Genomic DNA, 25,294 nt, shown 5'->3' on the forward strand with positions numbered 1-25,294 from the left:
GATACGGTGCAGTTCCATATCGCTGACATTCGGAGGATCTTCATGGCCATCACCACATCGAACACCGGTAGACCCGGTCAGATCCGGCAATACAACGACGACACGGACGACGGCTCTCTCATATTGCCGGGTGCGGTGTCCTGGGGCGCGATCTTTGCTGGCGCTGCAGGGGCGGCCGCGCTGTCGCTGATCCTGCTCATGCTCGGTGTCGGCCTCGGACTCTCTTCGGTTTCACCCTGGACAAGCGAAGGCGCAAGCGCCGCGGTGCTCGGCGTGTCCACGATCGTGTGGATCACCGTCACTCAGTTGCTTGCCTCCGGCATGGGTGGCTACCTCGCGGGTCGGCTGCGCACGCGCTGGACACACACGCACATCGACGAGGTCTACTTCCGCGACACCGCCCACGGGTTTCTGGCCTGGGCGGTGGCAACACTCGCCACCGCCGCACTGTTGACCTCCGTCATCGGCTCGATCCTGGGTGCCGGCGTGCAGGCCACGGCCTCGGTGGCCGGTGGCGCTGCCAGCACGGCCGTGACCGCCGCCGCGGGCGCTGCGGGTGCCGCGTCTTCCGGGCAGGACATGGATGGTGGTGAAGGCGCCATGGGGTACTTCGTCGATTCGCTGTTCCGCCGCAATGCGTCTGCACCACCAGATGCGGCTGCCACGCCTGCGTTCACCTACCAGCGCACGCCACAGGATGGCATCGAGGTGGCGCGCATCTTCATGAATGCCGGTTTCACGGACCCGTTGCCGCCCGATGACATCCGCTACGTGGGCCAGCTCGTGGCGCAACGCACAGGCCTTTCGCAGCAGGAAGCCGAAAGGCGCGTGACCGAGACCTACGAACGCGCTCAGACCCGGTTGCGCGAAGCCGAAGCCACCGCCCGCGAAGCGGCGGACAAGGCGCGATCGGCGTCGGCCAAGAGCGCGCTCTGGCTGTTCATCTCGCTGCTCGCCGGCGCGTTCGTGGCCAGCCTGGCCGCCACCTTCGGTGGTCGCCGCCGCGACACCTGATCCTTCAACCCCACATCCCAAGAGGTCGCCATGCGCTCACTTCTGCTGCTCTTTCTCGGTGTGCCACTGCCCATCATCATCCTGATCGCGATCCTCACCTGATCTCCCCGGTGCCATGGAAGAAAACCACCTGGCACAGTGGATACTCCGGTCATGAACAAATACCTCGCTGCGTACGCCGGCACGGCGGTCGTCATGATCGTGCTGGATCTGATCTGGCTCGGCGTGATTGCAAAACCGATGTACCAGCAGGGCATCGGGCACCTGATGTCCGAGCGGCCCAACATCGCGGTGGCGGTGGCCTTCTACGTGCTGTACGCCGCCGGTGTGGTGCTGTTCGGCGTGTCGCCCCAGTCCGGCGGAAGCGACTGGGGCACCACGCTGGCCATGGCCGCGCTGTTCGGCTTTTTCGCTTACGCCACCTACGACCTCACCAACCTCGCCACCTTGCGCGACTGGCCCTGGCGACTGTCGGTGATCGACATCGCGTGGGGCACTTTCGTGAGCGCCGCCGCTGCTGCGGGCGGCAAGCTGGCGCTGGATTGGGCGCAGAAGGCGTGAGGCCACCACGCGCATCGCGCTGCCACCGATGATGCGGTCGCTCTTTGCGTTGATCCGCGACACGCTCAATGCGTGGATCGACGACTACGCGCCCAGCATGGGTGCAGCGCTGGCCTTCTACACCATCTTCTCGATCACGCCTTTGCTGTTGATCGTGATCTCGCTGGCGGGCCTGTTCTTCGGTGAGCAGGCCGCGCGGGGCGAAATCCTCGAGCAGCTCTCGGACCTGCTCGGCCCCGAGAGTGCGCTCACGGTGCAGACGCTGCTGGAGAGCCTGAACCGGCCCGAGGCCGGCGCGCTCGGCACCTTGGTGGGGGTGGGCGCGCTGATCATCGGTGCCACCACGGTGTTCGTCGAATTGCAGGACGCCATGAACCGCATCTGGCGGGCGCCCGAGCGGCGCAGGAGCAGCGGCATCTTCAACTTCGTGAAAAGCCGCCTGCTTTCGGTCGGCATCGTGCTGGGCATCGTGTTCCTGTTGATGGTGTCGCTGGTGGCCAGTGCGGCGCTGGCTGCGCTGGGCAAGTGGTGGGCGCCCTGGTTTGGCGAATTCGCCCGCGTGGCCACGCTGGTGGACTGGGGGCTGAGCTTCACGCTCATGACCGCCCTGTTCGCCATGATCTACAAGTGGGTGCCCAGCGTGCGGGTGGCCTGGCCCGATGTGCTGATCGGCGCGGCGCTCACCGCCTTTCTCTTCACGGTGGGCAAGTTCCTCATCGGCCTGTACATCGGGCGCAGCGGTATCGCATCACCGTTCGGCGCCGCCGCTTCGCTGGTGGTGCTGCTGATGTGGGTGTACTACTCCGCGCAGATCTTCCTGCTGGGCGCCGAGTTCACCTGGATCTACGCGCACCGCCACGGCTCGCGCAAGCGACTGGCGCCGCAGCGCGAGGCCGATCAGGCATCCGATTTGGGCCGGCGCACCGAGCGCACCTTGCCGGTGGGGCCGCCACCGGCGTAGAACAGATCCGCACCGTCGGACTCCAGCCCGCTCACGCCCACGCCGGCCGGCATCTCCAGCCGCTCCAGCACTGCGCCAGTGACGGGGTCGATGCGGCGGATGTCGCTCTCGTCGCCTTCCCAGGTGCCGTGCCAGAGTTCACCGTCGACCCAGGTCACGCCGGTGACGAAACGGTTGGACTCGATGGTGCGGCGGACCGCGCCGGTGGCCGGGTCGATCTGGTGGATGGTGCGGTTGCGGTACTGTCCCACCCACAAGCTGCCTTCGGCCCAGGTGAGTCCGGAGTCTTCACCCTTGCCGGGCGCCGGGATGCTCGCAAGCACCTCGCCGGTGGCCGGATCGATCTTGTCGATGCGCTGCTCGGCGATCTGGTAGAGGTGCTTGCCGTCGAAGGCCGTGCCCGCGTCGCTGGCGCACGCCAGGGTGCGGGTTGGCTCGCCGCTGGTGGGATCGAACGCGACCAGCGTCGCCCCGGTGGCGACCCACACGCGCTGGCCGTCGTAGGTCACGCCGTGCGCGCGCTCGGGTTCGGCAAAGGGGCCATACTCGCGCACGATCTCGGCTGCACGGGCCTTGGGTGCCGGGGTTTTCTGAATGGTCGTGGTGTTCATGCTGGTTCCTTCAAGTGGCCCGCAACGCGGGGCCATGTAGCCACTCTATTCAATCGGCAGCGAAGCAGGGAGTAACAAGATCGTCGTGAAATCGGTCAGGGGAGGGGCCTGCCAGCGGCGGGCGCGGCCTTGTCCGATGGCGCGCACGCGCCCCTGGCTTTCGAGTTCGGCCAGCACGCGCTGCACGGTGCGCTGGCTGATGCCCAGGGCCAGTGCCAGCGAGGACGTGGACCACGCTGCGCCGTCCGAGAGCAGCGCCACCACCGACGCCTGCTCCCCTTCGATGGGTGGCGCCAGCACGACGATGGTGCGTTCGTCCAGCGGCCGCAGTGCAAAACCACGCGGGGTGGCTTCCATGCGCGCCAGAGTGGGTGCCAGCGCGCGAAGGCGGCCCATCTCCACACGCAACCGCGCGCGGTGGGTCTCGTCCGGCCGCCGCGTGCGAAAAGCCCGTTCGATCAGGGTCTCGCGCGCTACGTCATCGGGCCAGGCTTCGGCCAGTGCGCGCGCCAGCGTGAACAGCACGGGCCTGCGCGCCAGGGACAGCCACTCGGTCGACGTACCGAGGCCGCGCCGGCAGGCGTCCAGCACCAGCGCATTCGAGGCCAGCAACGCGGCCACCTCGTCCAGCGGCAAGGCCTGTTCGCCATCGGCACGCCGGTGCCGGGCGGCGGGGCGCTCCAGTTCGCTGCGCGCCTCTGCCACCTCGGCCAGCAGCGCCGGCACGCCCGCACGCGTGGCGGCATGGTGAGCCTGTGCCAGCGCCGCGCGGGCCTCTTTCACGCACAGCGAGCGCAGGGCCAGTTCCGCTCGGGTCAGCTCGGCCACCGCCGCCAGCGGAAGCGGCAGGCCTTGCAGGTCGGGCTGTCCGAGAGTGGCACGGGCGTCTGCCAGCCGACCCAGCAGCAGCAACCGGCGTGCCGCGATCAGCCGTGCGAGAAGTGCGTTGGCGCGGTCGGCGTGTGCTTCCAGCGTGATCGCGGCGGCCGCGAGCGCGCGCGTTGACCCGCTGAAATCGCGCATGGCCATGGCCACCTCGGCCTCGGCCACCACGCAGCGGGCGCGTGCCCGCGTCTCGTGGGCGCCAAAACGGCGCGCCGCGCGCTGCAGCAGTTCGCGTGCGCGGGCATGCTCGCCGAGCTGCGCCATGGCAATGCCGCGCAGCGCGAGGGCCGGCGGGTCTTCGCGCAGGGCCACACGCTTCAACGCACCCAGCGCATCGCCGGCGGCCAGCGCGCGGGCTGAGGCGGCGATGAGCGAGTCCATGGCTGGGCTTCAGCGCCGCAGCTTGTAGCCCGTCTTGAAGACCCACCAGATGAAGCCCAGGCAGGCCGCCATGAAGACCAGCGTCATGCCGGTGCTCACCGCAATGTGCACGTCTGCCACGCCGTAGAAGGCCCAGCGGAAACCGCTGATGAGGTAGACCACGGGGTTCACCAGCGACACCGTCTGCCACACGGGTGGCAGCATGTTGATGGAGTAGAACGCACCGCCCAGGAACGTGAGCGGCGTCACCACCAGCAACGGAATCACCTGCAGCTTCTGGAAGTTGTCGGCCCACAGGCCGATGATGAAACCGAACAGGCTGAAGGTGACTGCGGTGAGCAGCAGGAAGCCGAGCATCCACACCGGGTGGGCGATGTGGTACGGCACGAACACGCGCGCGGTGAGCAGGATGAGCAGGCCCAGCATGACCGACTTGGTGGCCGCTGCACCCACGTAGCCCAGCAGCACTTCGATCCACGACACCGGCGCGGACAGCAGCTCGTAGATGGTGCCGGACCACTTGGGCATGTAAATGCCGAAGGAGGCGTTGGAGATGCTCTCGCTCAGCAGCGAGAGCATGACCAGGCCGGGAATGATGAAAGCGCCGTAGCTCACGCCGTCGATGTCGCCCATGCGAGAGCCAATGGCGGTGCCGAAGACGATGAAGTACAGCGAAGTGGTGAGCACCGGCGCGAGGATGCTCTGCGTGATGGTGCGGAAGGTGCGCGCCATCTCGAAACGGTAGATGGCCTTGATGCCGTGGACGTTCATGCCAGGGTCTCCTGTTTCTTGTGGACGAGGCTCACGAAGATGTCTTCCAGCGAACTCTCGCTGGACTGCAGGTCCTTGAAGTCGATGCCCTGTGTGTTGAGCGCCCGCAGCAGTTCCGCAATACCGGTCTCTTCCTTCTGGGTGTCGAAGGTGTAGGTCAGCGTGAGCCCGTTGCCCGAGAGTTCGAGAGGCCAGCGCGACAGCGAGTCGGGCAGCCGATCCAGCGCGTGTTGCAGGGTGAGCGTGAGCTGCTTCTTGCCGAGCTTGCGCATGAGCACGTGCTTGTATTCCACCACGATCAGTTCGCCCTGGTTGATGACGCCGATGCGGTCGGCCATGTCTTCCGCTTCCTCGATGTAATGCGTGGTGAGGATGATGGTGGTGCCGCTCTCGCGCAGTTTGCGCACCATGCGCCACATGTCGTGCCGCAGTTCCACGTCGACACCCGCGCTGGGTTCGTCGAGGAACAGGATCTTCGGCTCGTGCGAGAGCGCCTTGGCAATCAGCACACGCCGCTTCATGCCGCCCGAGAGCGTCATGATCTTGTTGTCCTTCTTGTCCCACAGCGAGAGGTCTTTCAGCACCTTTTCGATGTAGGCCGGGTTGGGTGGCTTGCCGAACAGGCCGCGGCTGAAGCTCACGGTGGCCCAGACCGTTTCGAACGCATCGGTGTGCAGTTCCTGCGGCACCAGTCCAATGGCTTCACGAGCCTGGCGGTATTCGCGCTCGGTGTCGAAGCCATCGGCCAGCACCACGCCTTCGCTGGGTTTGGCAATGCCGCAGACGATGCTGATGAGGGTGGTCTTGCCCGCGCCGTTGGGACCGAGCAGCGCAAAGATTTCTCCTCGGCGGATGTCGAGATCGACGCGCTTGAGCGCCTGGAATCCGCCCGGATAGGTCTTGCTGACGCCGCGCACGGACACGATGGGGTCGACGGTGCCTGCCGCCGGTGAAGATGGGTTCATGGAGCCTCCTGGAGGGCCCACTCTACACTGTTTTTGTGTACAGTGATCGTCCTCATGAAAAGCGTCCACATTCCCATTCAGGCCATCAAAGGGCGGGGCGTTTCGCACCAGCAGCCGCACCGCTTCGAGCGCGATGCGCGCGAATCCTTTGACGATGGCTGGGGCGCGCTCGATGAGGTCGCGCATGCGCAGGACGAAGCGCCACCGCCGTTCACCGAGGTCACCTGGGAAGACTGCAAGAGCGCCATCACCCGCAACGAATCGCCCGATGTCGGTTTCAACCTCGGCCTCAATCCCTACCGCGGTTGCGAACACGGCTGCGTGTATTGCTACGCCCGCCCCACGCACAGCTACCTCAACCTTTCACCGGGGCTGGACTTCGAAACGAAACTCATCGCCAAGCGCAACGTGGCCGAGGTGCTGCGGCGCGAACTGGCCAGCCCGCGCCACGTGCCCGAGCTGATCGCCATCGGCACCGTGACGGACGCGTACCAGCCCGTGGAGCGCGAGTGGCGGTTGATGCGCGATGTGCTGCAGGTGCTCTCCGACACGCGCCACCCCCTGGCCATCGTCACCAAGGGCAGTGGCGTGGAGCGCGACATCGACCTGCTCGCGCCCATGGCTGCGCAGGGCCTGGCCGCCGTGTACGTCACCATCACGACGCTGGACGCGAAGCTCGCGCGCATCCTGGAGCCGCGCGCGGCCGCGCCGCACCGACGCCTGCGCACCCTTCGCACGCTGGCCGAGGCCGGCATCCCGGTCGGCGTGAGCGTGGCACCGCAGATCCCCTTCATCAATGACGACATGGAGCAGGTGCTGGAAGCCTCGTGGGAGGCCGGCGCGCGCCGCGCCTTCTATACCGTGCTGCGCCTGCCCTGGGAGGTGAACCCCATGTTCCGCCAGTGGCTGGAACTGCACTACCCGGATCGCGCCGCGCGCGTGATGGCGCGCGTGCAGGAGATGCGCGGCGGCAAGGACTACGACGCCGATTTCTCGCAGCGCATGCGAGGGCGCGGTATCTGGGCCGACCTGATCCGCCAGCGCTTCGACAAGGCCTGCCAGCGTCTGGGCTTCAACCAGGAGCGTGAGCCGCTGGACACCTCGCAGTTCAGGCCGCAGGCGGTGCGGGCGCAGCAGGAGTTGTTCTAGCGAGCGCGTCCACGCGCCAGTGGTGCAGGGCTTCGTAGAACCCTTCCCACACACAGCCGTTGCACCCGCGTCCGCAGCAGGTGGTGGGCTCGGGTGGGGGAGGCCGCCCGGCCCGCGCCCGCAGGTGGGCAATGAGCGCCTGCGCAGTCGCCAGGTCGGTCAGCGGCACGGTCGCCGGGTCTTGGCGGGTGAAGCGCGGTTGTTCTCGTCCCTCGAACACGCCGACCTCGGCGAACATGGCCGCCGGCCGCACCCATAGGCCCCAGCCGCCATACAGCGCGCGGTACAGCGTCATGCCCTGCAGGGTCTCGCTGCAGCGCACGGTATCCAGCACCTCGTACCAGCCGCCCTTGTAGTGGCGGTACAGGCCGGGTGGCGTGGGTTGCAGCGAGGGCAGGTCGTCGTCGGTCATGCCGGCGAGTTTATGCGTCGGCCTTTTTCGCGATCGATGCCACCGGCACGTAGAACTCGCCGCCCGTGGCCCTGAACTCGGCGGACTTCGCGGCCATGCCACGAGCGAGGGCTTCGGCCTCGCTCAACCCCTGCCTTTCTGCGTAGTCGCGAACGTCCTGCGTGATCTTCATCGAGCAGAACTTCGGGCCGCACATGCTGCAGAAATGCGCCTCCTTGCTGCTGTCCTTGGGCAGCGTCTCGTCGTGGAAGTCGCGCGCGGTGTCCGGGTCCAGACCGAGGTTGAACTGGTCGTGCCAGCGGAATTCGAAGCGTGCCTTGCTCATGGCGTCGTCGCGCGCGCGGGCACCCGGGTGCCCCTTGGCGATGTCGGCCGCGTGGGCCGCGATCTTGTAGGCGATCAGGCCCTGCTTCACGTCGTCGCGGTCGGGCAGGCCCAGGTGTTCCTTGGGCGTCACGTAGCAGAGCATGGCCGTGCCCATCCAGCCGATCATGGCCGCGCCGATGGCACTCGCGATGTGGTCGTAGCCCGGCGCGATGTCGATGGTGAGCGGGCCCAGCGTGTAGAAAGGCGCCTCGTGGCAGTGCTTCAGCTGCTCGTCCATGTTGGCCTGGATCAGGTGCATGGGCACGTGGCCCGGCCCTTCGATCATGGTCTGCACGTCGTGCTTCCAGGCGACCTGCGTGAGCTCGCCCAGTGTGCGCAGCTCGGCGAACTGCGCCTCGTCGTTCGCGTCCGCCGCGCTGCCCGGGCGCAGGCCGTCGCCGAGCGAGAAGCTCACGTCGTAGGCCTTCATGATCTCGCAGATCTCTTCGAAGTGCGTGTAGAGGAAGCTCTCGCGGTGGTGCGTGATGCACCACTTGGCCATGATGGAGCCGCCGCGCGAGACGATGCCGGTGCGGCGGTTGGCCGTGAGGTGCACGAAGGGCAGGCGCAGGCCGGCGTGGATGGTGAAGTAGTCCACCCCTTGCTCGGCCTGCTCAACCAGGGTGTCGCGGAAGATGGCCCAGGTGAGGTCTTCCGCCACGCCGCCCACCTTCTCCAGTGCCTGGTAGATCGGCACCGTGCCGATGGGCACCGGCGAGTTGCGCACGATCCAGTCGCGCGTGGTGTGGATGTTGCGGCCGGTGGAGAGGTCCATCACGTTGTCTGCACCCCAGCGGATCGCCCACACCAGCTTGTCCACTTCTTCCTCGATGCTGGAGGTCACGGCCGAGTTGCCGATGTTGGCGTTGACCTTCACGAGGAAGTTGCGCCCGATGGCCATGGGCTCCAGCTCGGTGTGGTTGATGTTGGCCGGGATGATGGCGCGGCCGCGCGCCACCTCGTCGCGCACGAACTCGGGGGTGATCACCTCGGGAATGCGCGCGCCCATGGGGTTGCCGCGCAGACGTGCTTCGCGCGTGGCATCGCCCAGGTACTCGGCCATCCACTCGCGTTTTCCGTTCTCGCGCAGCGCCACGCATTCCATTTCGGGTGTGACGATGCCGCGCCGCGCGTAGTGCATCTGCGTCACGTTGATGCCGCTGCGTGCTCGGCGCGGCGCGCGCTGCAGGCCGGCGGCCTGGGCGCGCAGTGCCTCGATGCGTTCGCTCTCGCGCGCTTCATGCTTCACGCCGTCATCCAGTGCCTGGCGAGCGCGGCCCGCGTAGGTCTCGGTGTCGCCACGGGCTTCGATCCAGGCGCTGCGCACATCGGGCAGGCCTCGCTTCACGTCGATGGCGGCCGTCGGGTCGGAGTAAGGCCCCGAGGTGTCGTAGACCACCACACGTTCTCCGTTGGTCAGCGCGATCTCGCGCATGGGCGCGCTCACGCCCGGCTGCTGGCCGGGCACATACAGCTTGCGTGAAGCAGGGAAGGGCTCGCGGCTCTGGGCAAGCGAGGCCAGGGCGATGGGATCGGGGGCGTTCATGGGGCGGTCTCCTGGACGTGGGCGTGGATGGAAATGCCCCGGAGCCGCCCACCCGCGAGGGTGTGCGTGCGCTCTTCTTTCGCCGGTACTAACCGGATCAAGTTCGCGGGTTCGGCCATTCGGCCATCTCAGCACCGGACCTTTTCAGGTCCGCGCACCCCGGAGCAGTCGGAAGTATAAAGTCGTGCGGACACGGCATTCGATGATGGAGAACAGCGTGGGCAACCAACAGGCAAAGACCGGCAGCGTGCGGGTTGGCGTGGGAGGCTGGACCTTCGAGCCCTGGCGCGACAACTTCTATCCCAAGGGGCTCGCCCACAGCAAGGAACTGGAGTACGCCAGCAGGCAGCTCACCGCCATCGAGGTCAATGGCACGTACTACAGCACCTTCAAGCCGCCCACCTTCGCCAAGTGGCGCGACGCCACGCCCGAGGGCTTCGTGTTCTCGCTGAAGGCGAACCGCTTTGCCACCAACCGCAAGGTGCTGGCCGAGGCGGGCGATTCGATCCAGCGCTTCATCGGCAGCGGCATTGGCGAGCTCGGCCCGAAGCTGGGCCCGCTGGTGTGGCAGTTCGCGCCCACCAAGGCGTTCGACCCCGGCGATTTCGAAGCCTTCCTGCAGCTCCTGCCCGACCAGGTGGACGGCGTGCCGCTGCGCCATGCGCTGGACGTGCGCCACCCCAGCTTCATGGATCCCGCCTACCTCGTCCTCGCGCGCAAGTACCGCTGTGCCACCGTCTTCACCGATTCGGACGACTACCCCTCGTTCGCCGACCTGACGGCGGACTTCGTCTACGCGCGACTGATGCGCACCGAATCGAAAGTGAAGACCGGCTATGCGCCGAAGGCCCTCGACCGTTGGGCCGAGGCGGCGAAGACCTGGGCGGCGGGTGCGGAACCGATCGACGTGCCACGGGTGGCGCCCACTGGCAAGCCGGCGAAGCCGCGTGACGTGTTCATGTACTTCATCAGTGGCGCCAAGGAGCGTGCACCCGCTGCGGCCATGAGCTTGATCGCGCGGCTGAGTTAGCTGACAGCGAGACAGTCACTCAGCGCCAGACCGGGGCGCGCTTCTGCTGGAAGGCAGCCAGCCCTTCGCGCGCGTCGCCGGTGCTCACCATGGCCGGCACCATGGCCTGCGCGTATTCCTGTGCCTGCTCCAGCGTCATGTCCTGCATGGCGTGGAAGGCCTGCTTGCCCAGGCGCAGTGCAGCAGGGGATCGGTCCACCGTGCGCTCGAGCAGCCAGGCCAGCTTGTCGTCCAGCTCGGCGCGCGGCACCGTGTAGTTGACGACGCCCAGCGCCAGCGCGCGCGTCGCGTCGATGGGTTCGGCGGTGATGCACATCTCCATGAGGGCGCGCGGTTGCAGCACGCGCAGCATGGTCGGCAGGATCATCATCGGCGTGAGCCCGATCTTGCTTTCGGGCGTGCCGAACAGCGCGTCGTCTGACGCCACGGCCATGTCACAGGCGCACAGCAACCCGAAGCCGCCTGCCAGGGCGTGGCCGTTGACACGCGCCACGATGGGCAGACCGCAAGCCTGCATGGTGCGGAACAGCGCGACCAGGTAGTGGCGCGGGCGCGAGTAGTCGACGTCGAACGGGCTGCCGGCACCACTTTGCTGCAGGTCGGCGCCAGCGCAGAACGCCTTGTCGCCCGCGCCGGTGATGACGATGGCGCGGCAGGCCGGGTCTGCCTGCGCGGCCACGATGCCTTCCCCCAGTAGTCGCACCACGACTTCATTGAGGGCATTGCGACGCGGCTCGCGGTCGATGGTGAGCCACTGCACCGCATCCCGCCGCTCGACCTTCACGACGGGTTGTTCTTCATCAGCCATGGTGCTTGTCTTTCATGGAGGCCTGCAGCCAGGCCTGGGGCACGTCCACCGGCATGTCCAGCAGGATCTGCGCGTGGGCCTTGCCTTGTGGGTCGTACCTCAGGGACGCCACGCCACCGCCGCCCAGGGCCTGGTGCATGAGGAAATTCAGGCCGTGCAGGCCCGGCCAGTCGAAGCGTTCGACCTTGCCGAGCACCAGGTGCGTGAACCATGCCTTCACCCGCTCCGTGGTGAGCTGCTCGCGCAGCAACGGCAGGCTTTCTGGTAACCGAGCCATGACGGCGATGTTGGACATGTCGCCCTTGTCCCCGCTGCGGGCATAGGCGATGGTGCCCAGTGGCACGCGCACCATGGGACCTTCGGCCAACGGTGCGGCCTCGGTTTCGGTGGTCATCGCAGCCGCCATGGCATCTGGCGAGGCATCTGCCCAGGCCACCTGGAAGGCTTCGTCGTCGGCCACCTTCACGCGCACCGGTATGCGGGCCTTGTCCAGCAGGAAGGAATACAGGCGCACCACAGGCTGCACCTTGGGTCGACCGCCATGCGCCCCCGCCACACCCTGAACCGTGCCGGTGGCGGCCGGAAACACCTCCCCGGCCAGAACCTCCAGCGCGCGCGCCTGCGCGTGCCGGGCCGCCAGCTTCAGCACCACCTCGCGCGGCGCATGGCCACTGGCGTTGGGACCGTAGGCCTCCTCGGCGCCCAAGACCTCGACGGAGGTCTCGGTGAAGGGACCGAGGTTCTCGCGCTGCAGGATGCGTCCACTGCGTTCGAGGATGGCCCTGGCCACCGCGCGGGCCTTGGCCGCGGCGTCCTGGCCACGCACCAGCAGCGTGGCAATGCAGCGATGTCCGTCCACCCACGTCGCACTGACCTTGCAATGCGGGCTCGGCGCCCGGCCACGCGCGCCTTCGACGCGCACACGGTCAATGCCCTGAGGCGTCACGCTCACGGTGGACCAGTCGCAGCACACGTCGGGCAACAGGTAGGCGCGCGGGTCGCCGGTTTCGTAGCTGATCTGTTCGCTCACGGTCGCCACCGTTACCGCGCCGCCTGTGCCTTCGGGCTTGGTGATGGTGAAGCTGCCGTCGGCAACGCAGGCCGCGATCGGGAAGCCGATATCGGCCCACTCGTGCTGCAAGGTTTGCCAGTCGGTGGAGAAGCCGCCGGTGCACTGCGGTCCGCATTCGATCACGTGCCCGGCCAGCGAGCCCGCTGAAAGCCGATCGTATTCGTGCGCCTGCCAGCCGAATTCGTGGATCAGCGGGCCGAGCACCAGCGCGCTGTCCACGCAGCGGCCCGTGACCACGATGTCGGCACCGGCATCGAGTGCCTGCGCGATCGGGAAGGCGCCCAGGTAGGCGTTGGCCGAGACCAGCCCTTCAGGCAGCGGTGTGCAGTCGGCCATCTCCCGAACACCTTGCTCGCGCAGCGCGTCGACCTGCGGCATCAGGTCGTCGCCGAACACGGCAGCCACCTTCAGCGCAATGCCCTGGGCCGCCAGCTCCTTCTCGATGGCGGCCTTGCAGGCCTCGGTGTTCACACCACCGGCGTTGACCACCACCTTCACGCCCTGCCGGGCGATTTCGCTCGCGAATGGCCGGATCACCTGCGTGATGAAGTCGGGCACGTAGCCGGCTTGCGGGTTGCGCGCGCGCATGCGCGCCAGGATCGACATGGTGACTTCGGCCAGGTAGTCGAGCATGAGGTAGTGCAGTTCGCCGCGCTCGATGAGCTGCCGCGGACCCTCGGGCGTGTCGCCCCAGAAGCCGCCGCCGCAACCGATGCGAACCTCGTTGCGTTCGGCGTTCATGCGGTGGGCGCGCGCCGGTCCACGCGTTGTTCGTCCAGCCGCGCCAGCGAGGCCCGCATCTCTTCTTCCAGGCGCGCGGTGATCGACGCGAATTGCTCGATGCGATCGGCGAAGGTCACCGCCTGCCCCAGGGAAATGAGGCCGCGTGTGGCATCGCCCGAGGCATAGGCGGCGCGTCCGAGCTTGCCGGTGATGTGCGGCATGAGATCGGCCAGGCCGGCACCTTCGCGCTCCAGGTCGGCGACGGTGCGCGTGGTCTCGTTGGCCAGCGCGCGCGAGGTGTTGTTCAGGCTCTGCATCACCAGCGCAGTGGCAGTTTCGTTGGCGGCCACCAGGCGTTCCTTGTAGTCACGGTGCGACCAGGCTTCTTCAGCCACCAGAAACCGCGTGCCCATGGCCACGCCGTCCACGCCGAGCGCAAGCGCCGCCACGATCTGCTCGCCAGTGCCGATGCCACCGCCGATCACGGTCGGGATCTTGATCGCGCGTGCCAGCAGTGTGGCCTGCACCATGGTGCCGATGAGGTCGGCCGAAGGATGCCCGCCTGCCTCGGCGCCCACCAGGCAGACCGCGTCCACGCCCAGCTTCTGTGCAGAAAGGGCATGGCGCAGGGTGGGCACCTTGTGCATGAGCTTCACGCCCGCCGAGCGCAACAGCGGCAGGAGCAGTTGCGGGTTTCGTCCAGCGGTCTCCACGAAGGGCACACCTTCCGTGGCGATGACTTCCACCAGTTCCTCCATGCGCTCGTGGGGCTGTGGCGAGGGCAGCATCGAGAGGTTCACGCCGAAGCGGTCGCTGCCACACAGGTCGCGGCAACGGCGGATCTCGTCGCGCACCGCCTCGGGCGAGGCAAACGAACGCGCCGTGATGAAACCCATGGTGCCGGCGCGCACGGCGGCACTGACGTAGCTGGCGTCCGAAATCCATTGCAGACCCGCTGCCAGGATGGGCAGGCGGATGCCGAAGAGCTGGGTGATGCGGGTCTGGAAGGGCCCTTGCGGCCCGCGCTCATGCACGTCGTGCTCCCTGGCGCACCGGCAGCGCGTTGCGTGGATCCTGTGCCAGCACCAGGTCCCATATCTGCTGGCCGGTTGGCGACTCACGCTCTTCAAGAATGTGGGCCACCAGGCCAGCGCTGCGCCCGATCAGGCCGAGGCCGCGCGCGAGCAACGGATCGAGACCCATCTCGGCAAAGATGGCGCCGACACCGCCGGCGGCGTTGAGGGGCAGGGGGCGGCCGAAGTCTTCGCGCAGCACGACGGCAATGGCCTCCATCAGCCGCCAGTGGCGGCCGTAGTAACCGTTGTCGCGCGACACCGCCGCCAGGGTGGGAATGCGCGGGTCGCCGTCGATGTGGATGGGATGGCCGACCCCACTCAGTGGTCGGCGCGCGTCGCGGAACTCCTGAACCAGCGCGCGCGCGCATTCACGCACCTGCGCGTCGCTGGCTTCGTCCGTGAGCGGTGCGGCGCCGCGCACCAGCATCTCCGTGACGTTCTGGGCCGAACCCAGGAACACGCTGCCCGCACCCAGCAGCCCGGCGGCCACGGCACCCTGCAAGGCTTCGGGTGCACCCAGGTAGGTCAGGCGAGCGCTGATGGCGCTGGGCGTGAGGCCGTGGTCCGTGGCCATCACCAGCACCAGGTTGGCCATGTTCTTCTCGCGCTGCTCCGGCATGCGGGCGAAGGTGGTCCACCAGATCATGTCGACGAAGTCGAACTGTCCCAGGATCTCGGTGGAAATGTTCTTGCCGCGAACCGTGATGCGGTCGGGCGTGGTCGTGCCGATGTCGGTCTTGACGGTCATGTTGCGTGGTCTCCGGAAGGGATGGCGAGCGCGTCCAGCGCCAGCACACCCTGGCCTTGCGCTCCCACCCAGAGGGGGTTGATCTCGAGTTCGGCGATGGCGCCGTGATGCGCCGTCACCAGGTCCGACACGGCCACCAGCGTGCGGGCCAAGGATTCGGTGTCGCGCGGTGGTTGCCCGCGCACGCCGCGCAGGATGGCGTGGCCGCGCAACTCGCGCAGCATGTCGCGCGCATCGTCCAGGTGAATCGGCAGCAGGCGGCGGCTCACGTCCTTGAGCACCTCCACGTGGATGCCACCCAGGCCGACACTGAGCACCGGGCCAAAGCATTCGTCCTGGTGCACGCCCACCAGCGTTTCCACGCCACCAGGGGGTGCCATGCGCTCGATCAGCAGACCCTGGATGCGAGCGTTTGGCAACGCCGCTGCAACGCTGTGGTGAATACGTTCCCAGGCCTGTGCCAGCTCATCGGCATTGCGCAGGCCCACCGCCACGCCGCCGGCGTCGGACTTGTGGAGCACATCGGCGCTGGCCACCTTGGCCACCACCGGCCATCCCATGGCGGCGGCGGCTTCCTGTGCCTCTGCCAGGGTACGGGCCAGGCGGTGAGCCGGCATGGGAATGCCATGGCCTGCGAGCCAGGCCTTGGCCAGGGGTTCGGTGGACACGTCGGGCAACGCCTGGCCCCTGGGTGCAGACAGCTGCAGCGGCTCGGGCACCGCCGTGGCATCGGCGCGCAGGCGCCATTGGCCGTAAGCCACCCAGCGCGCAATGGCCTTCACCGCTTTGCCCACGCTGCGAAATGGCATCAGGCCACCGTCCACCAGCACGTCGTAGCCGGCGCCCAGGCGGTCGCTCATCCAGACGGCCACGATGGGCTTGGAGGTCTCGCGCTGAACCCGAACGACGCTCTCCGCGACGACCTGCGTGACGGGACCGTATTCCAGGGGAATCGGGTACAGCACCAGGCCCACCGCCGGGTCGCTGACCACCGCGCGCAGGGTGGCGGTCATCGCCTCAAGGTCGCGCATGATCTCGCCGGTGGTGTCCACCGGGTTGGTTGCTGAAGCGAAGCTTGGCAACAACCCGGCCAGCTCGGCCCGTGTCCTGCCCTGAAATTCCGCGAGTTCCAGACCAGCCGATCCGATCATGTCGGCACTGAGGGCGGCGGTGCCGCCAGAAGAACAGAACACGGCGATCTTCTCGGCAGGGCCGGGCCGTGCGCGTGCCAGCAGCGCGGCGGTATCGATCAGTTCGTCGATGTCGTCCACCTCGATCACGCCCATCTGCCGCATGACTGCGCTGTTGACCTCGGCGGAACCGGCGATCGATGCGGTGTGCGACTGGGCGGCACGCCGGCCGTATTCGGAACGGCCGATCTTCAGCGCCACCACCGGCTTGCGCTGGAGCGCGGCGTGCCGCACCGCGTGCAGGAAACGCGCCCCATCGCGAACACCTTCGAGCAGCGTGGCGATCACCTCGATGCCGGTGGCGCCGGCCATGTGGTGAATGAAATCGCTGACCTCCAGGTCCACCTCGTTGCCGGCCGATGTCCACACGCCCACGCCAATGCCACGCTGCATGGCCTGCAGCAGGCAGCGGCCGAGGCCGCCTCCTTGCGTGGCGATGCCGATCGGGCCGGCCAGCAGATCCAGCTTGAAGGCGGGAGAAAAGGTGAGGCCCAGGCGCCGGTTGACGTTGGTCAGGCCAGGGCAGTTGGGGCCGTAGATGCGCATGCCGCTCTGCGCCACGATCTCCCTCATCTGCGCCTCGAGCGCCTTGCCTTCTTCACCGGTTTCGCCGAAGCCCGAGGTGAACACGATGGCAAAGCGCACACCGCGCGCCGCGCATTCCTGCAAGGCCGGCAGCACATCAGGCGCGGGCACCGCAAGCATGGCGAGATCGGGGGTGGCGGGCAGCGCCGCCACCGATGGCCAGCAGGTGCGGCCACCGATGTCGGTCCGGCGCGGATTGACCAGGTAGAGATCGCCCGTGAAATCGGAATGCTCGGTGATGTTCTGCAAGGCGTAGCCACCGATGCTGCCTGCCCGGTCCGAGGCGCCAATCAGCGCCACCGAGCGCGGTTCGAACAGCAGGCTCAGGTCCTGGGCGCCGCTCATGACGGCCGGCGCGAGACAAGCTGCGTGACCAGGCATTCGGCCACGGCCTCGCCGCGCTGGTTGATGGCGGTGCGCTTGAAGGTGACCACGCCGCGTTCGCTTTTCGAAGTCTCTTTCTGCTCCACGACTTCAATGTCCACTGCGATGGTGTCGCCGATGAAGGTCGGGGCGGGGAACTTGCAGCGCACTTCCAGCAGACCCAGCAGCGAGGGCTCGAGCATCTGGTAGGCCATGGTGCGCGTGCTCAGGCCTGCCATGTAGGAGACCACCAGCATGCCATGCACCAGCCGCTGGCCGTACATCGGCAGGGTGGCGGCGTACTCGGCATCCACATGCGCGCGGTTGAGGTCGCCGCTGTAGGTGGCGAACTGCACCACGTCGGCTTCGGTGATGGTGCGGGTGCTGGTGCGCCAGGCCACGCCGGGCTTGAGGTCCTCCCACCAGTAGCGCAGGGCGGCGAGTTCGGCTGGCGGTGGGGCCTGCAGGGATGTCTGCATGGTGAGGTCTCCGTTGTAGTTGGGTGCGTGGCCGCTCAGGACGAGTAGCGACCGCCGGTGACGTAAAGCGTGGTGCCGCTGATGTAGCGGGCGGCGTCGGATGCCAGGAACAGCGTGGCGTTGGCCACGTCTTCAGGCTCGCCCAGAAAACCCACCGGATTGCGGGCCATGGCGGCTTCGCGCAGTTGTTCGAACTTCGGCAGGGACTGCATCTGCTCGGTCATGATGAAACCCGGGGCGATGGCGTTGACGGTGATGCCGAACTTGCCTTGTTCCTGCGAGAGCGCGCGCGTGAAGCCCACGATGCCGGCCTTGGCGGCGGCGTAGCTCGTCTGGCCCGGGTTGCCGAACAGCGAACGCGAGGAGATGTTGATCACACGGCCCCAGCGGCGCGCCATCATGCCGGGCAACATCGCCTGGGCACAGTTGAAACTGCCCTTGAGGATCACGTCCATGGTCTTGTCCCAGAGCGAAGGATCCATCTTCGTGAGGTACACGTCCTTGGTCCAGGCGGCGTTGTTGACCAGGATGTCCACACCACCGAAGGCCTGCGTGGCCATCTTCTCCATGTGCTGCACGCTGGCCACATCGGTCACGTCGCATTCGAGCGCGATGGCTTCGAAGCCATCGTCCACCAGTGCCCTCGCGGTGGCACTCGCATTGCCACCGTCGATGTCGCTCACCACCACGCGTGCGCCTTCCCGCGCGAACGCGCGCACCATCGCCGCGCCAATGCCGCGGCCCGAGCCCGTCACCAGGGCCACCTTGTCCTTCAGATTCAAATCCACGGGTTGTTCCTTTTCAATGTCTGCGCTGACCGAAGGCAATGGCTGCCACTTCCTTCAGTGCGACCACGTAGTCGTCCAGATTGCGGCGCATGCGCTCGGCTGGTCCGCCCACGGAGATGGCCATGGCTTCTTCACCGATGTAGCCCCCCACACCCAACGCCGACACACCCTCGTTGCCTTCCTCTTCCGCCAGGTACCAGCCACGCTCGCGACCGGCCGCGAGATCGGCTTCCAGAAGACCGGCGTCGGTGAGGGTGCGCGGGGTCAGCTCGCGCATGGGCTTGAGCCGCATCTGGCGCGCGGCCTCCGCGGGGTCTTCTTCCCCGATCAGGCCAAGCAGCGCCTTGCCCAGGCCCGAGGCGTGCAGGGCGATGCGTTCGCCGGTGTTGAGCACGTAGCGCAGCGGGTGGCGGCCTTCCTGCATGGCAATCACCTTGACGGCACCGTCGTCGAGTCGGCCACAGAAGGCGGTTTCGCCCGTTTTGGCCACGAGCAGCTCGAGCGCCTCCACACCGGCTGCGTAGAGCGGGTCGTTGCGAACGATCTCGGAGGCCACGGTGTAAATGCGGCTGGTCGGATAGAAGCGCCGCGTGCGCGCCGTGCGCAACACGTAGCCCCCCTGGTGCAGCGTGTGCAGCAGGTCGGAGCAGGAGCTGTCGGGCAGGTCAAGGAAGCGGGCCACGTCCGAGTTGGACAGTTCACGTTTTTCGCGTGCGAAGACCTCGAGCACGGCCATGGTGCGGGTGCAGGCGGGGACGATGGAGGGCATGGTGACTTTCGGTTCTGGTGGGTCGATGAGCAAAATGTACAACAGCTATCTGACAATGTCTACGAAATATCGGAATCGTTAAAAATTGAATCGATGATGGATTGTAGACAAATTAAGGTAAAAAAACGATTGCACTTCAAAACATTGCGGTGTATCGTAGATGTCTGCGAGATATCGTGAAATGACATTGGAGCGTCGTTGGACATATTCACCGGAGACAACATGAGACCCATCCGCCACGCGCTGCGACACGCGGCCCCCTTCCTTCTGGCTTTGGCGGCGGCAGTTCCGCTGGCGGGGCATGCCCAGGCGCCAGCGCCTGCCTGGCCAACGCGAGCGCTGACCATCGTGGCGCCGTTCCCGGCCGGTGGCGTGGCCGATGCGCTGGCCCGCAGCGTGGCCCAGCGCCTGTCCGAACAGCTAGGCCAGCCTGTGGTGGTGGACAACCGGGGCGGTGCCGGCGGTTCGGTCGCCGCTGCGGCTGCTGCGCGTTCTGCACCCGACGGCCACACCCTGTTCGTCGGCTCGCAAGGTACGCAGGCCACCAACGCGGTGTTCTACAAGTCGCTGCCCTACGACCCGGTGAATGACTTCGTGCCGGTGCATGCCATCGCCGGTGGCGTCAATCTTCTGGTGGTACCACCCGACCGGCCCTACAAGACCGTGCGCGAACTGGTGGCCTACGCCAAGGCCCATCCCGGCAAGCTCAACTTCGCCTCGGCGGGTGCGGGCACGTCCACCCACCTGACCGCACTGATGTTCCAGCGCGCCGCCGGCATCGAGCTCACGCACGTGGCCTACAAGGGCAGCTCACCTGCGCTCACCGACCTCATGGGCGGGCAGGTCGACCTGATGTTTGACTACCCCGCCTCATCCGGGCCCCATGTGCAGGCGGGCACGCTGCGCGCGCTCGCCGTCACGTACGGCCAGCGCGTGGCCTCGCTGCCCAACGTGCCCACCATGGCCGAGGCCGGCGTGGCCGATGTCGAGTCCGTCGCCTGGACCGGGCTCTTCGCGCCTGCCAGAACGCCACCGGCCATCGTGGCGCGCCTTTCTGCCGAAATGGAGAAGGCGATCGCCAGCCCCGAGTTCACGCAGGTGGCGGCCAAGGCCGGTGTGCTGCCGCTGAACATCGCCGGGCCGAAGTTCACCGCTTTCGTGGCCAGCGAAACCGTGAAGTGGCAAGACCTGGCGCGCCGCTCCGGCGCCGTACCGCAGTAGCACCACGGAGATACCCACATGCCGGCATGGATGAGCAGCGCCGCTCGAACGAGCGAGGCGTCAGGGGAGAACGCGCGCCACGCACTGGCCCAACTGGGCTTGCTGCGTGAGCTGGAGGCGCGCACACGCGCTGCGTCGGCACGCGCCGCGCCACTGTTCGAGAAGCGGGGTCAGTTGCTGCCGCAGGAGAGAGCGGGTCTGCTGCTCGATCCGGGCGCACCCTTTCTCGAACTGTCGACCATGGCCGGTTATCTCCAGGACCACGACGATGCCGATCGCACCGTGCCTGGCGGGGGCATGATCTGCGGTATCGGTTGGGTATCGGGCGTGCGCGTCATGGTCGTCGTCGACGACGCCGGCATCGAGGCCGGTGCGATGCAGCCCATGGGCATCGAGAAGTTCCAGCGCGCGCAGCAGATCGCGCTGGACAATCGACTGCCTTTCCTGCACCTGGTGGAGTCGGCCGGCGCCAACCTGTTCAACTACCGCGTGGAGCATTTCATCCACGGCGGCGCGAACTTCTACAACCTTGCCCGCCTGTCCGCTGCAGGCATCCCGGTGCTGGCGGTGGTGCATGGCTCGTCCACCGCCGGTGGCGCCTACATGCCGGGGTTGTCCGACTATGTGGTGATGGTGCGCGGCCGTGCCAAGGCCTTCCTGGCTGGCCCGCCTCTGCTCAAGGCCGCCACGGGGGAGATCGCCACCGACGAAGAACTGGGCGGCGCGGAACTGCATGCGGGCACCACCGGCCTGGCCGAATACCTGGCAGAGGACGATGCCCACGCCATCGGCATCGCACGCGAGCTGGTGGCCTCACTGGGCTGGAACCGCGACCTGCCGCCGCGTGCCGACGAAGGCCCGGCGCCCCTTCTGGACCCGGAGGAACTGCTGGGCCTGTTCGGCCCCGATCAGAAGAAGCCGGTGGACATGCGCGAGGTGATCGCGCGCATCGCCGATGCCTCCGAGTTCCTGGAGTTCAAGGCCGGCTACGGGCCTGCGACGGTTTGCGGCCACGGCGCGCTCTACGGCCGGCGCGTGGGATTCATCGCCAACAACGGCCCGCTCGACCCGGCGGGCGCCACCAAGGTGGTGCACTTCATCCAGGCTTGCTGCCAGTCGGATGTGCCGCTGGTCTTCCTGCAGAACACCACCGGCTTCATGGTGGGTCGGCAGTCCGAACGCGAGGGCATGATCAAGCACGGCTCCAAGATGATCCAGGCCGTGGCCAACGCCACCGTGCCCAAGATCACCGTGCTGTGCAACGCCAGCTTTGGCGCGGGCAACTACGGCATGTGTGGCCGTTCGTTCGGGCCGAGCTTCGTGTTTGCGTGGCCGCATTCGCGCACCGGACTCATGGGTGCCGAACAGGCCGCCGGCACCATGACCGCGGTCACCGAAGCCGGCCTGCGCCGCCGTGGCAAGGAGGTCGACCCGGTCGCCATCGCTGCCATGCGCGAAAAGCTGATCGACACCTTCGAACGCCAGACGCCGGCCTTCTACACCTCGGGCTTGTTGCTCGACGACGGTGTGATCGACCCGCGAGACACGCGCCGCGTGCTCGGCATCGTGATGGGCGTGTGCGAGGACGCACGCCGCCGCGCCATGCGGCCCATCCAGTTCGCCGTGTCGCGTCCCTGACCTCCATTCATTCCCCGTTTCCGGACACCGCCTTGAAACTCACGCACGAACACGAGCAGATCCGCCGCACGCTGCGGCGCTTCATCGACGACGAGATCAACCCGCAAGTGGACGCCTGGGAGGCTGCAGGTCGCTTCCCCGCGCACGAGGTGTTCGGTCGCCTCGGCGAACTCGGGCTGCTGGGCCTGACCAAGCCGGCGTCCTGTGGCGGGGCAGGGCTGGACTATTCCTACGGCGTGGTGATGGCCGAAACGCTGGGGCACATCCGCTCAGCAGGCGTCCAGATGGCGATCGGGGTGCAGACCGACATGGCCACGCCTGCCTTGGCGCGCTTTGGCAGTGAGGCTTTGCAGCGCGAGTTCCTCGAGCCCTCCATCGCTGGCGAACGCGTGGCCTGCATCGGTGTGTCCGAGCCCGGCGCGGGTTCCGACGTGGCGGCCATCCGCACCCAGGCGCGCCGCGATGGCGGCGACTACGTGATTGACGGCACCAAGATGTGGATCACCAACAGCCTGCAGGCCGACTGGATCTGCCTGCTCGCCAACACCACGAGCGAAGGCCCGGCGCACCGCAACAAGACGCTGATCTGCGTACCGATGGACGCGCCCGGCATCACGGTGCAGGGCGGCATCGACAAGATCGGCATGCGCGCCTCGGACACCGGCATCGTGCATTTCGACGGCGTGCGCGTGCCGCAGCACTACCGCATCGGCGAAGAAGGGCAGGGCTTCACCTACCAGATGCTGCAGTTCCAGGAAGAGCGCCTGTGGGCGGCCGCCAATGCGCTGCAGATGCTGGACATCTGCATCGAGGAAACGGTGAACTACACGCGCGAGCGCCAGATTTTTGGGCGACCCGTGCTGGACAACCAGACCGTGCATTTCCGCCTGGCCGAATTGCGCGCCGACGTGGAGTGCCTGCGCTCGCTGGTCTGGCGCGCCACCGAACATTACGTGGATGGGTCGGACGTGACCGAGCTGGCCTCCATGGCCAAGCTCAAGGCCGGCCGGTTGTTGCGGACCGTGAGCGATGCCTGCCTTCAGTACTGGGGCGGCATGGGCTTCACATGGGACAACCCCGCCTCACGGCTGTACCGCGATGGCCGACTCGCTTCCATTGGCGGTGGTGCCGACGAGGTGATGCTGTCGGTGATCTGCAAGCACATGGGCACGTTGCCCGCGAGGGCACGCGCATGAGAACACTGCTGATCGCCAACCGGGGCGAGATCGCCGTGCGCATCATGCGCACCGCGCGCCGCATGGGCCTGCGCACCGTGGCCGTGTATTCCGAGGCCGACAGCGATGCCGAGCACGTGCGCAGTGCCGATGCAGCGCTGTGCATCGGCGCTGCCGCACCACGCGATTCGTACCTCAACATCCCGGCGCTGCTGGCCGCCGCGCGCAGTGCTGGCGTCGACGCGGTGCATCCGGGGTACGGCTTCCTGGCCGAGAACGCCGCCTTTGCCGCCGCCTGCGAACAGGCCGGACTGGTCTTCGTCGGTCCCTCGGCCGAAGCCATCGAAGCGATGGGCAACAAGGCGCTGGCCAAGCAGCGCATGCGTGCGGCAGGCGTGCCCTGCATTCCGGGTTACGACGGCGAGGACACCACCACCGTACACCTGGTTCAGGAGGCTGGCCACATCGGCTTTCCGCTCATGGTCAAGGCCGCCGCCGGTGGTGGTGGTCGCGGCATGCGGCTGGTGATGCAGGCGGCCGACCTGCCGCAGGCGCTGGACTCGGCGCGATCCGAAGCGCAGAGCGCGTTTGGAGACGGCCGCCTGATCCTGGAGCGCGCCTTGCTCGCGCCACGCCATGTGGAGGTGCAGGTGATGGCCGATGCGCACGGCCACACCATTCACCTGGGCGAGCGCGACTGCTCGATCCAGCGTCGCCACCAGAAGATCGTGGAAGAAGCGCCGTCGCCTGCGGTGGATGCCGCGCTGCGCGAGCGCATGGGCGCCAGCGCCGTGGCGGTGGCGCGCCAGATCGGCTACCGGGGTGCGGGCACGGTGGAGTTTCTGCTGGACACGGACGGTGCCTACTACTTCATGGAGATGAACACCCGCCTGCAGGTGGAGCATCCCGTGACGGAAGCCGTTACCGGCCTGGATCTGGTGGAGCTGCAGTTGCGCGTGGCGGCCGGCGAGCCGTTGCCGCTCACTCAAGACGACGTGCGCATCACCGGCCACGCGATTGAAGTGCGCTTGTGCGCCGAGTCGCCGGACAGCGATTTCCTGCCGCAGACGGGCACGGTGGCGCTGTGGCAGGCCGCACCGGGCCTGCGCACCGACCATGCGCTGCGCAGTGGCAGTGTGGTGAGTCCCTGGTACGACTCCATGCTCGGCAAGGTGGTGGCGCACGGCAGCGACCGCGCGCAGGCCGCGCAGCGCCTGGCCGATGGACTCGATCGCACGGTGTGCCTCGGTCTGCCGAGCAACCGCGCCTTTCTCGCAGCGGTGCTGCGGCATCCGGCCTTCCTCTCCGGCGACTTCTCCACCGGATTCATCGCTGCGCACTTCTCCGCCAACAGCGATCGTGCGCAGGTGCCTGGTGCGCACTTGTGGGCCGTGGCTGCTGCAGTGGCTGCCGCCATGCCGGTCTCGGACCAGGTGGTGGGTGACGATTTCCTGGGCTGGTCGAGCACGGGTCTGCGCGCGCGTTCGGTGCGGCTGGGCCTGGGTGACGAGACCCGGCGTTTCTCCGTCGTCGTGCAGCGCGACATGATCAACGTGCACGAAGGCAACGGCCCGACCACCACGCTGCGCTGGCTGGCCCGGCCCGCAGGCCCGCTGCTGCGCCTGGAACTGGATGGCCTTGCCCGTGAGGTGCACCTGGCGCGCAAGGCTCGGCGCATGGCCTTGCAGATGGAAGGGCGCGAGGCCTTGTTCGAAGACCTCACGCTGGAGCCGGTGGCCAGTGCCGCGAGCGCAGGTGCCAGTGGCGCCCTGCGTGCGCCGCTCAACGGCCGCGTGGTCAAGGTCATGCACACGGTGGGCGATGCCCTGCAGAGAGGTGACGCGGTCGTGGTGCTGGAGGCCATGAAGATGGAACACGTGCTCACCGCGCCGCACGACGGCACGCTGGCGGAACTGAATGTCGTGGTGGGCGACCAGGTATCGCCCGGCCAGCCCCTGGCCCTTGTCGAAGCGCCTGCGGCGGTGGTCGCCGCGGTGAATTGAAGAG

The 25,294-nt window shown here is 67.4% G+C and carries 23 protein-coding genes, 1 pseudogene and 1 riboswitch; of the genes and pseudogenes, 9 read left to right on the forward strand and 15 right to left on the reverse strand.

Annotated elements, in window-relative coordinates; all coding sequences use genetic code 11:
- The first annotated feature begins 42 nt into the window (after positions 1-42).
- From ACTIF6_RS04385 to ACTIF6_RS04395, 3 genes are all read left to right on the forward strand, one after another.
- The gene (locus ACTIF6_RS04385) at positions 43-1,014 is read left to right on the forward strand and encodes a hypothetical protein (protein ID WP_439586788.1); all 972 of its coding nucleotides are present in this window, start codon (positions 43-45) and stop codon (positions 1,012-1,014) included.
- Positions 1,015-1,167: 153 nt separating this feature from the next.
- Positions 1,168-1,575, forward strand: coding sequence for a DUF2177 family protein (locus ACTIF6_RS04390; protein ID WP_439586789.1), 408 nt, complete (start codon positions 1,168-1,170; stop codon positions 1,573-1,575).
- A gap of 28 nt (positions 1,576-1,603) precedes the next feature.
- Positions 1,604-2,536 (forward strand): YihY/virulence factor BrkB family protein, encoded by a 933-nt coding sequence (locus ACTIF6_RS04395; RefSeq protein ID WP_439586790.1) that lies wholly within the window; start codon positions 1,604-1,606, stop codon positions 2,534-2,536.
- Here the strand turns inward: ACTIF6_RS04395 and ACTIF6_RS04400 are convergent.
- The 4 genes from ACTIF6_RS04400 to ACTIF6_RS04415 are packed head-to-tail and all read right to left on the reverse strand — an operon-like array spanning position 2,473 to position 6,149.
- Positions 2,473-3,147 (reverse strand): Vgb family protein, encoded by a 675-nt coding sequence (locus tag ACTIF6_RS04400; protein WP_439586791.1) that lies wholly within the window; start codon positions 3,145-3,147, stop codon positions 2,473-2,475. The genes ACTIF6_RS04395 and ACTIF6_RS04400 overlap by 64 nt on opposite strands.
- A gap of 45 nt (positions 3,148-3,192) precedes the next feature.
- Positions 3,193-4,413 carry a helix-turn-helix domain-containing protein gene (locus ACTIF6_RS04405; protein WP_439586792.1) on the reverse strand — a complete coding sequence of 407 codons (1,221 nt, stop codon included), beginning with the start codon at positions 4,411-4,413 and terminating at the stop codon, positions 3,193-3,195.
- A gap of 9 nt (positions 4,414-4,422) precedes the next feature.
- Positions 4,423-5,184 (reverse strand): ABC transporter permease, encoded by a 762-nt coding sequence (locus ACTIF6_RS04410; protein WP_439586793.1) that lies wholly within the window; start codon positions 5,182-5,184, stop codon positions 4,423-4,425.
- Positions 5,181-6,149 carry an ABC transporter ATP-binding protein gene (locus ACTIF6_RS04415; protein ID WP_439586794.1) on the reverse strand — a complete coding sequence of 323 codons (969 nt, stop codon included), beginning with the start codon at positions 6,147-6,149 and terminating at the stop codon, positions 5,181-5,183. The genes ACTIF6_RS04410 and ACTIF6_RS04415 overlap by 4 nt, the downstream gene beginning before the upstream one ends.
- A gap of 54 nt (positions 6,150-6,203) precedes the next feature.
- Here ACTIF6_RS04415 and ACTIF6_RS04420 point away from each other — a divergent pair, with 54 nt between their 5' ends.
- Complete coding sequence (locus ACTIF6_RS04420; RefSeq protein ID WP_439586795.1) at positions 6,204-7,298, forward strand: PA0069 family radical SAM protein; 1,095 nt, start codon at positions 6,204-6,206, stop codon at positions 7,296-7,298.
- On the opposite strand, the gene ACTIF6_RS04425 is transcribed toward ACTIF6_RS04420, so the two are convergent.
- The 3 genes and pseudogenes from ACTIF6_RS04425 to thiC form a co-directional block, all read right to left on the reverse strand.
- Positions 7,258-7,467, reverse strand: a complete 210-nt coding sequence (locus ACTIF6_RS04425) for an oxidoreductase-like domain-containing protein (protein WP_439586931.1) — start codon at positions 7,465-7,467, stop codon at positions 7,258-7,260. The two genes, ACTIF6_RS04420 and ACTIF6_RS04425, sit on opposite strands and share 41 nt — an antisense overlap.
- 15 nt (positions 7,468-7,482) lie before the next feature.
- A pseudogene (locus ACTIF6_RS04430) lies at positions 7,483-7,710 on the reverse strand (DUF1653 domain-containing protein); the annotation flags it as partial.
- A gap of 10 nt (positions 7,711-7,720) precedes the next feature.
- On the reverse strand, positions 7,721-9,622 hold the full coding sequence (gene thiC, locus ACTIF6_RS04435) for a phosphomethylpyrimidine synthase ThiC (RefSeq protein WP_439586796.1): 1,902 nt from the start codon (positions 9,620-9,622) through the stop codon (positions 7,721-7,723).
- A gap of 57 nt (positions 9,623-9,679) precedes the next feature.
- A riboswitch (TPP riboswitch) is annotated at positions 9,680-9,794 on the reverse strand.
- Between the two features lie 45 nt (positions 9,795-9,839).
- On the opposite strand from thiC, the gene ACTIF6_RS04440 reads away from it, so the two are divergent.
- A complete protein-coding gene (locus tag ACTIF6_RS04440) occupies positions 9,840-10,652 on the forward strand; it encodes a DUF72 domain-containing protein (protein ID WP_439586797.1) in 813 nt (270 codons plus the stop codon).
- A 19-nt stretch (positions 10,653-10,671) separates the two neighbouring features.
- On the opposite strand, the gene ACTIF6_RS04445 is transcribed toward ACTIF6_RS04440, so the two are convergent.
- The 8 genes from ACTIF6_RS04445 to ACTIF6_RS04480 are packed head-to-tail and all read right to left on the reverse strand — an operon-like array spanning position 10,672 to position 19,253.
- Positions 10,672-11,460, reverse strand: coding sequence for an enoyl-CoA hydratase-related protein (locus ACTIF6_RS04445; protein ID WP_439586798.1), 789 nt, complete (start codon positions 11,458-11,460; stop codon positions 10,672-10,674).
- Complete coding sequence (locus ACTIF6_RS04450; RefSeq protein WP_439586799.1) at positions 11,453-13,273, reverse strand: acyclic terpene utilization AtuA family protein; 1,821 nt, start codon at positions 13,271-13,273, stop codon at positions 11,453-11,455. The genes ACTIF6_RS04445 and ACTIF6_RS04450 overlap by 8 nt, the downstream gene beginning before the upstream one ends.
- Positions 13,270-14,289: an NAD(P)H-dependent flavin oxidoreductase gene (locus tag ACTIF6_RS04455; RefSeq protein ID WP_439586800.1), complete on the reverse strand. Its 1,020-nt coding sequence runs from the start codon at positions 14,287-14,289 to the stop codon at positions 13,270-13,272. Before ACTIF6_RS04455 ends, ACTIF6_RS04450 begins: the two co-directional genes overlap by 4 nt.
- Positions 14,282-15,079: a citryl-CoA lyase gene (locus tag ACTIF6_RS04460; RefSeq protein WP_439586801.1), complete on the reverse strand. Its 798-nt coding sequence runs from the start codon at positions 15,077-15,079 to the stop codon at positions 14,282-14,284. The genes ACTIF6_RS04455 and ACTIF6_RS04460 overlap by 8 nt, the downstream gene beginning before the upstream one ends.
- Positions 15,076-17,199, reverse strand: coding sequence for an acetate--CoA ligase family protein (locus ACTIF6_RS04465; RefSeq protein WP_439586802.1), 2,124 nt, complete (start codon positions 17,197-17,199; stop codon positions 15,076-15,078). Before ACTIF6_RS04465 ends, ACTIF6_RS04460 begins: the two co-directional genes overlap by 4 nt.
- Positions 17,196-17,696 (reverse strand): MaoC family dehydratase, encoded by a 501-nt coding sequence (locus ACTIF6_RS04470; RefSeq protein WP_439586803.1) that lies wholly within the window; start codon positions 17,694-17,696, stop codon positions 17,196-17,198. The genes ACTIF6_RS04465 and ACTIF6_RS04470 overlap by 4 nt, the downstream gene beginning before the upstream one ends.
- 35 nt (positions 17,697-17,731) lie before the next feature.
- Positions 17,732-18,484: an SDR family NAD(P)-dependent oxidoreductase gene (locus tag ACTIF6_RS04475; protein WP_439586804.1), complete on the reverse strand. Its 753-nt coding sequence runs from the start codon at positions 18,482-18,484 to the stop codon at positions 17,732-17,734.
- Between the two features lie 13 nt (positions 18,485-18,497).
- Complete coding sequence (locus tag ACTIF6_RS04480) at positions 18,498-19,253, reverse strand: IclR family transcriptional regulator (RefSeq protein ID WP_439586805.1); 756 nt, start codon at positions 19,251-19,253, stop codon at positions 18,498-18,500.
- Between the two features lie 222 nt (positions 19,254-19,475).
- Here ACTIF6_RS04480 and ACTIF6_RS04485 point away from each other — a divergent pair, with 222 nt between their 5' ends.
- From ACTIF6_RS04485 to ACTIF6_RS04500, 4 genes are read left to right on the forward strand one after another with little or no spacing between them, the layout of a single operon-like run.
- Positions 19,476-20,474: a Bug family tripartite tricarboxylate transporter substrate binding protein gene (locus ACTIF6_RS04485; RefSeq protein ID WP_439586806.1), complete on the forward strand. Its 999-nt coding sequence runs from the start codon at positions 19,476-19,478 to the stop codon at positions 20,472-20,474.
- An 18-nt stretch (positions 20,475-20,492) separates the two neighbouring features.
- Positions 20,493-22,112 (forward strand): acyl-CoA carboxylase subunit beta, encoded by a 1,620-nt coding sequence (locus ACTIF6_RS04490; protein ID WP_439586807.1) that lies wholly within the window; start codon positions 20,493-20,495, stop codon positions 22,110-22,112.
- 32 nt (positions 22,113-22,144) lie between these two features.
- Positions 22,145-23,308: an acyl-CoA dehydrogenase family protein gene (locus ACTIF6_RS04495; RefSeq protein WP_439586808.1), complete on the forward strand. Its 1,164-nt coding sequence runs from the start codon at positions 22,145-22,147 to the stop codon at positions 23,306-23,308.
- Entirely contained in the window at positions 23,305-25,290 is a 1,986-nt protein-coding gene (locus ACTIF6_RS04500; protein WP_439586809.1) for an acetyl/propionyl/methylcrotonyl-CoA carboxylase subunit alpha, read from the forward strand. Before ACTIF6_RS04495 ends, ACTIF6_RS04500 begins: the two co-directional genes overlap by 4 nt.
- Positions 25,291-25,294: the final 4 nt, after the last annotated feature.

Source organism: Hydrogenophaga sp. (assembly GCF_051860785.1).
Classification (GTDB): domain Bacteria; phylum Pseudomonadota; class Gammaproteobacteria; order Burkholderiales; family Burkholderiaceae_C; genus Hydrogenophaga.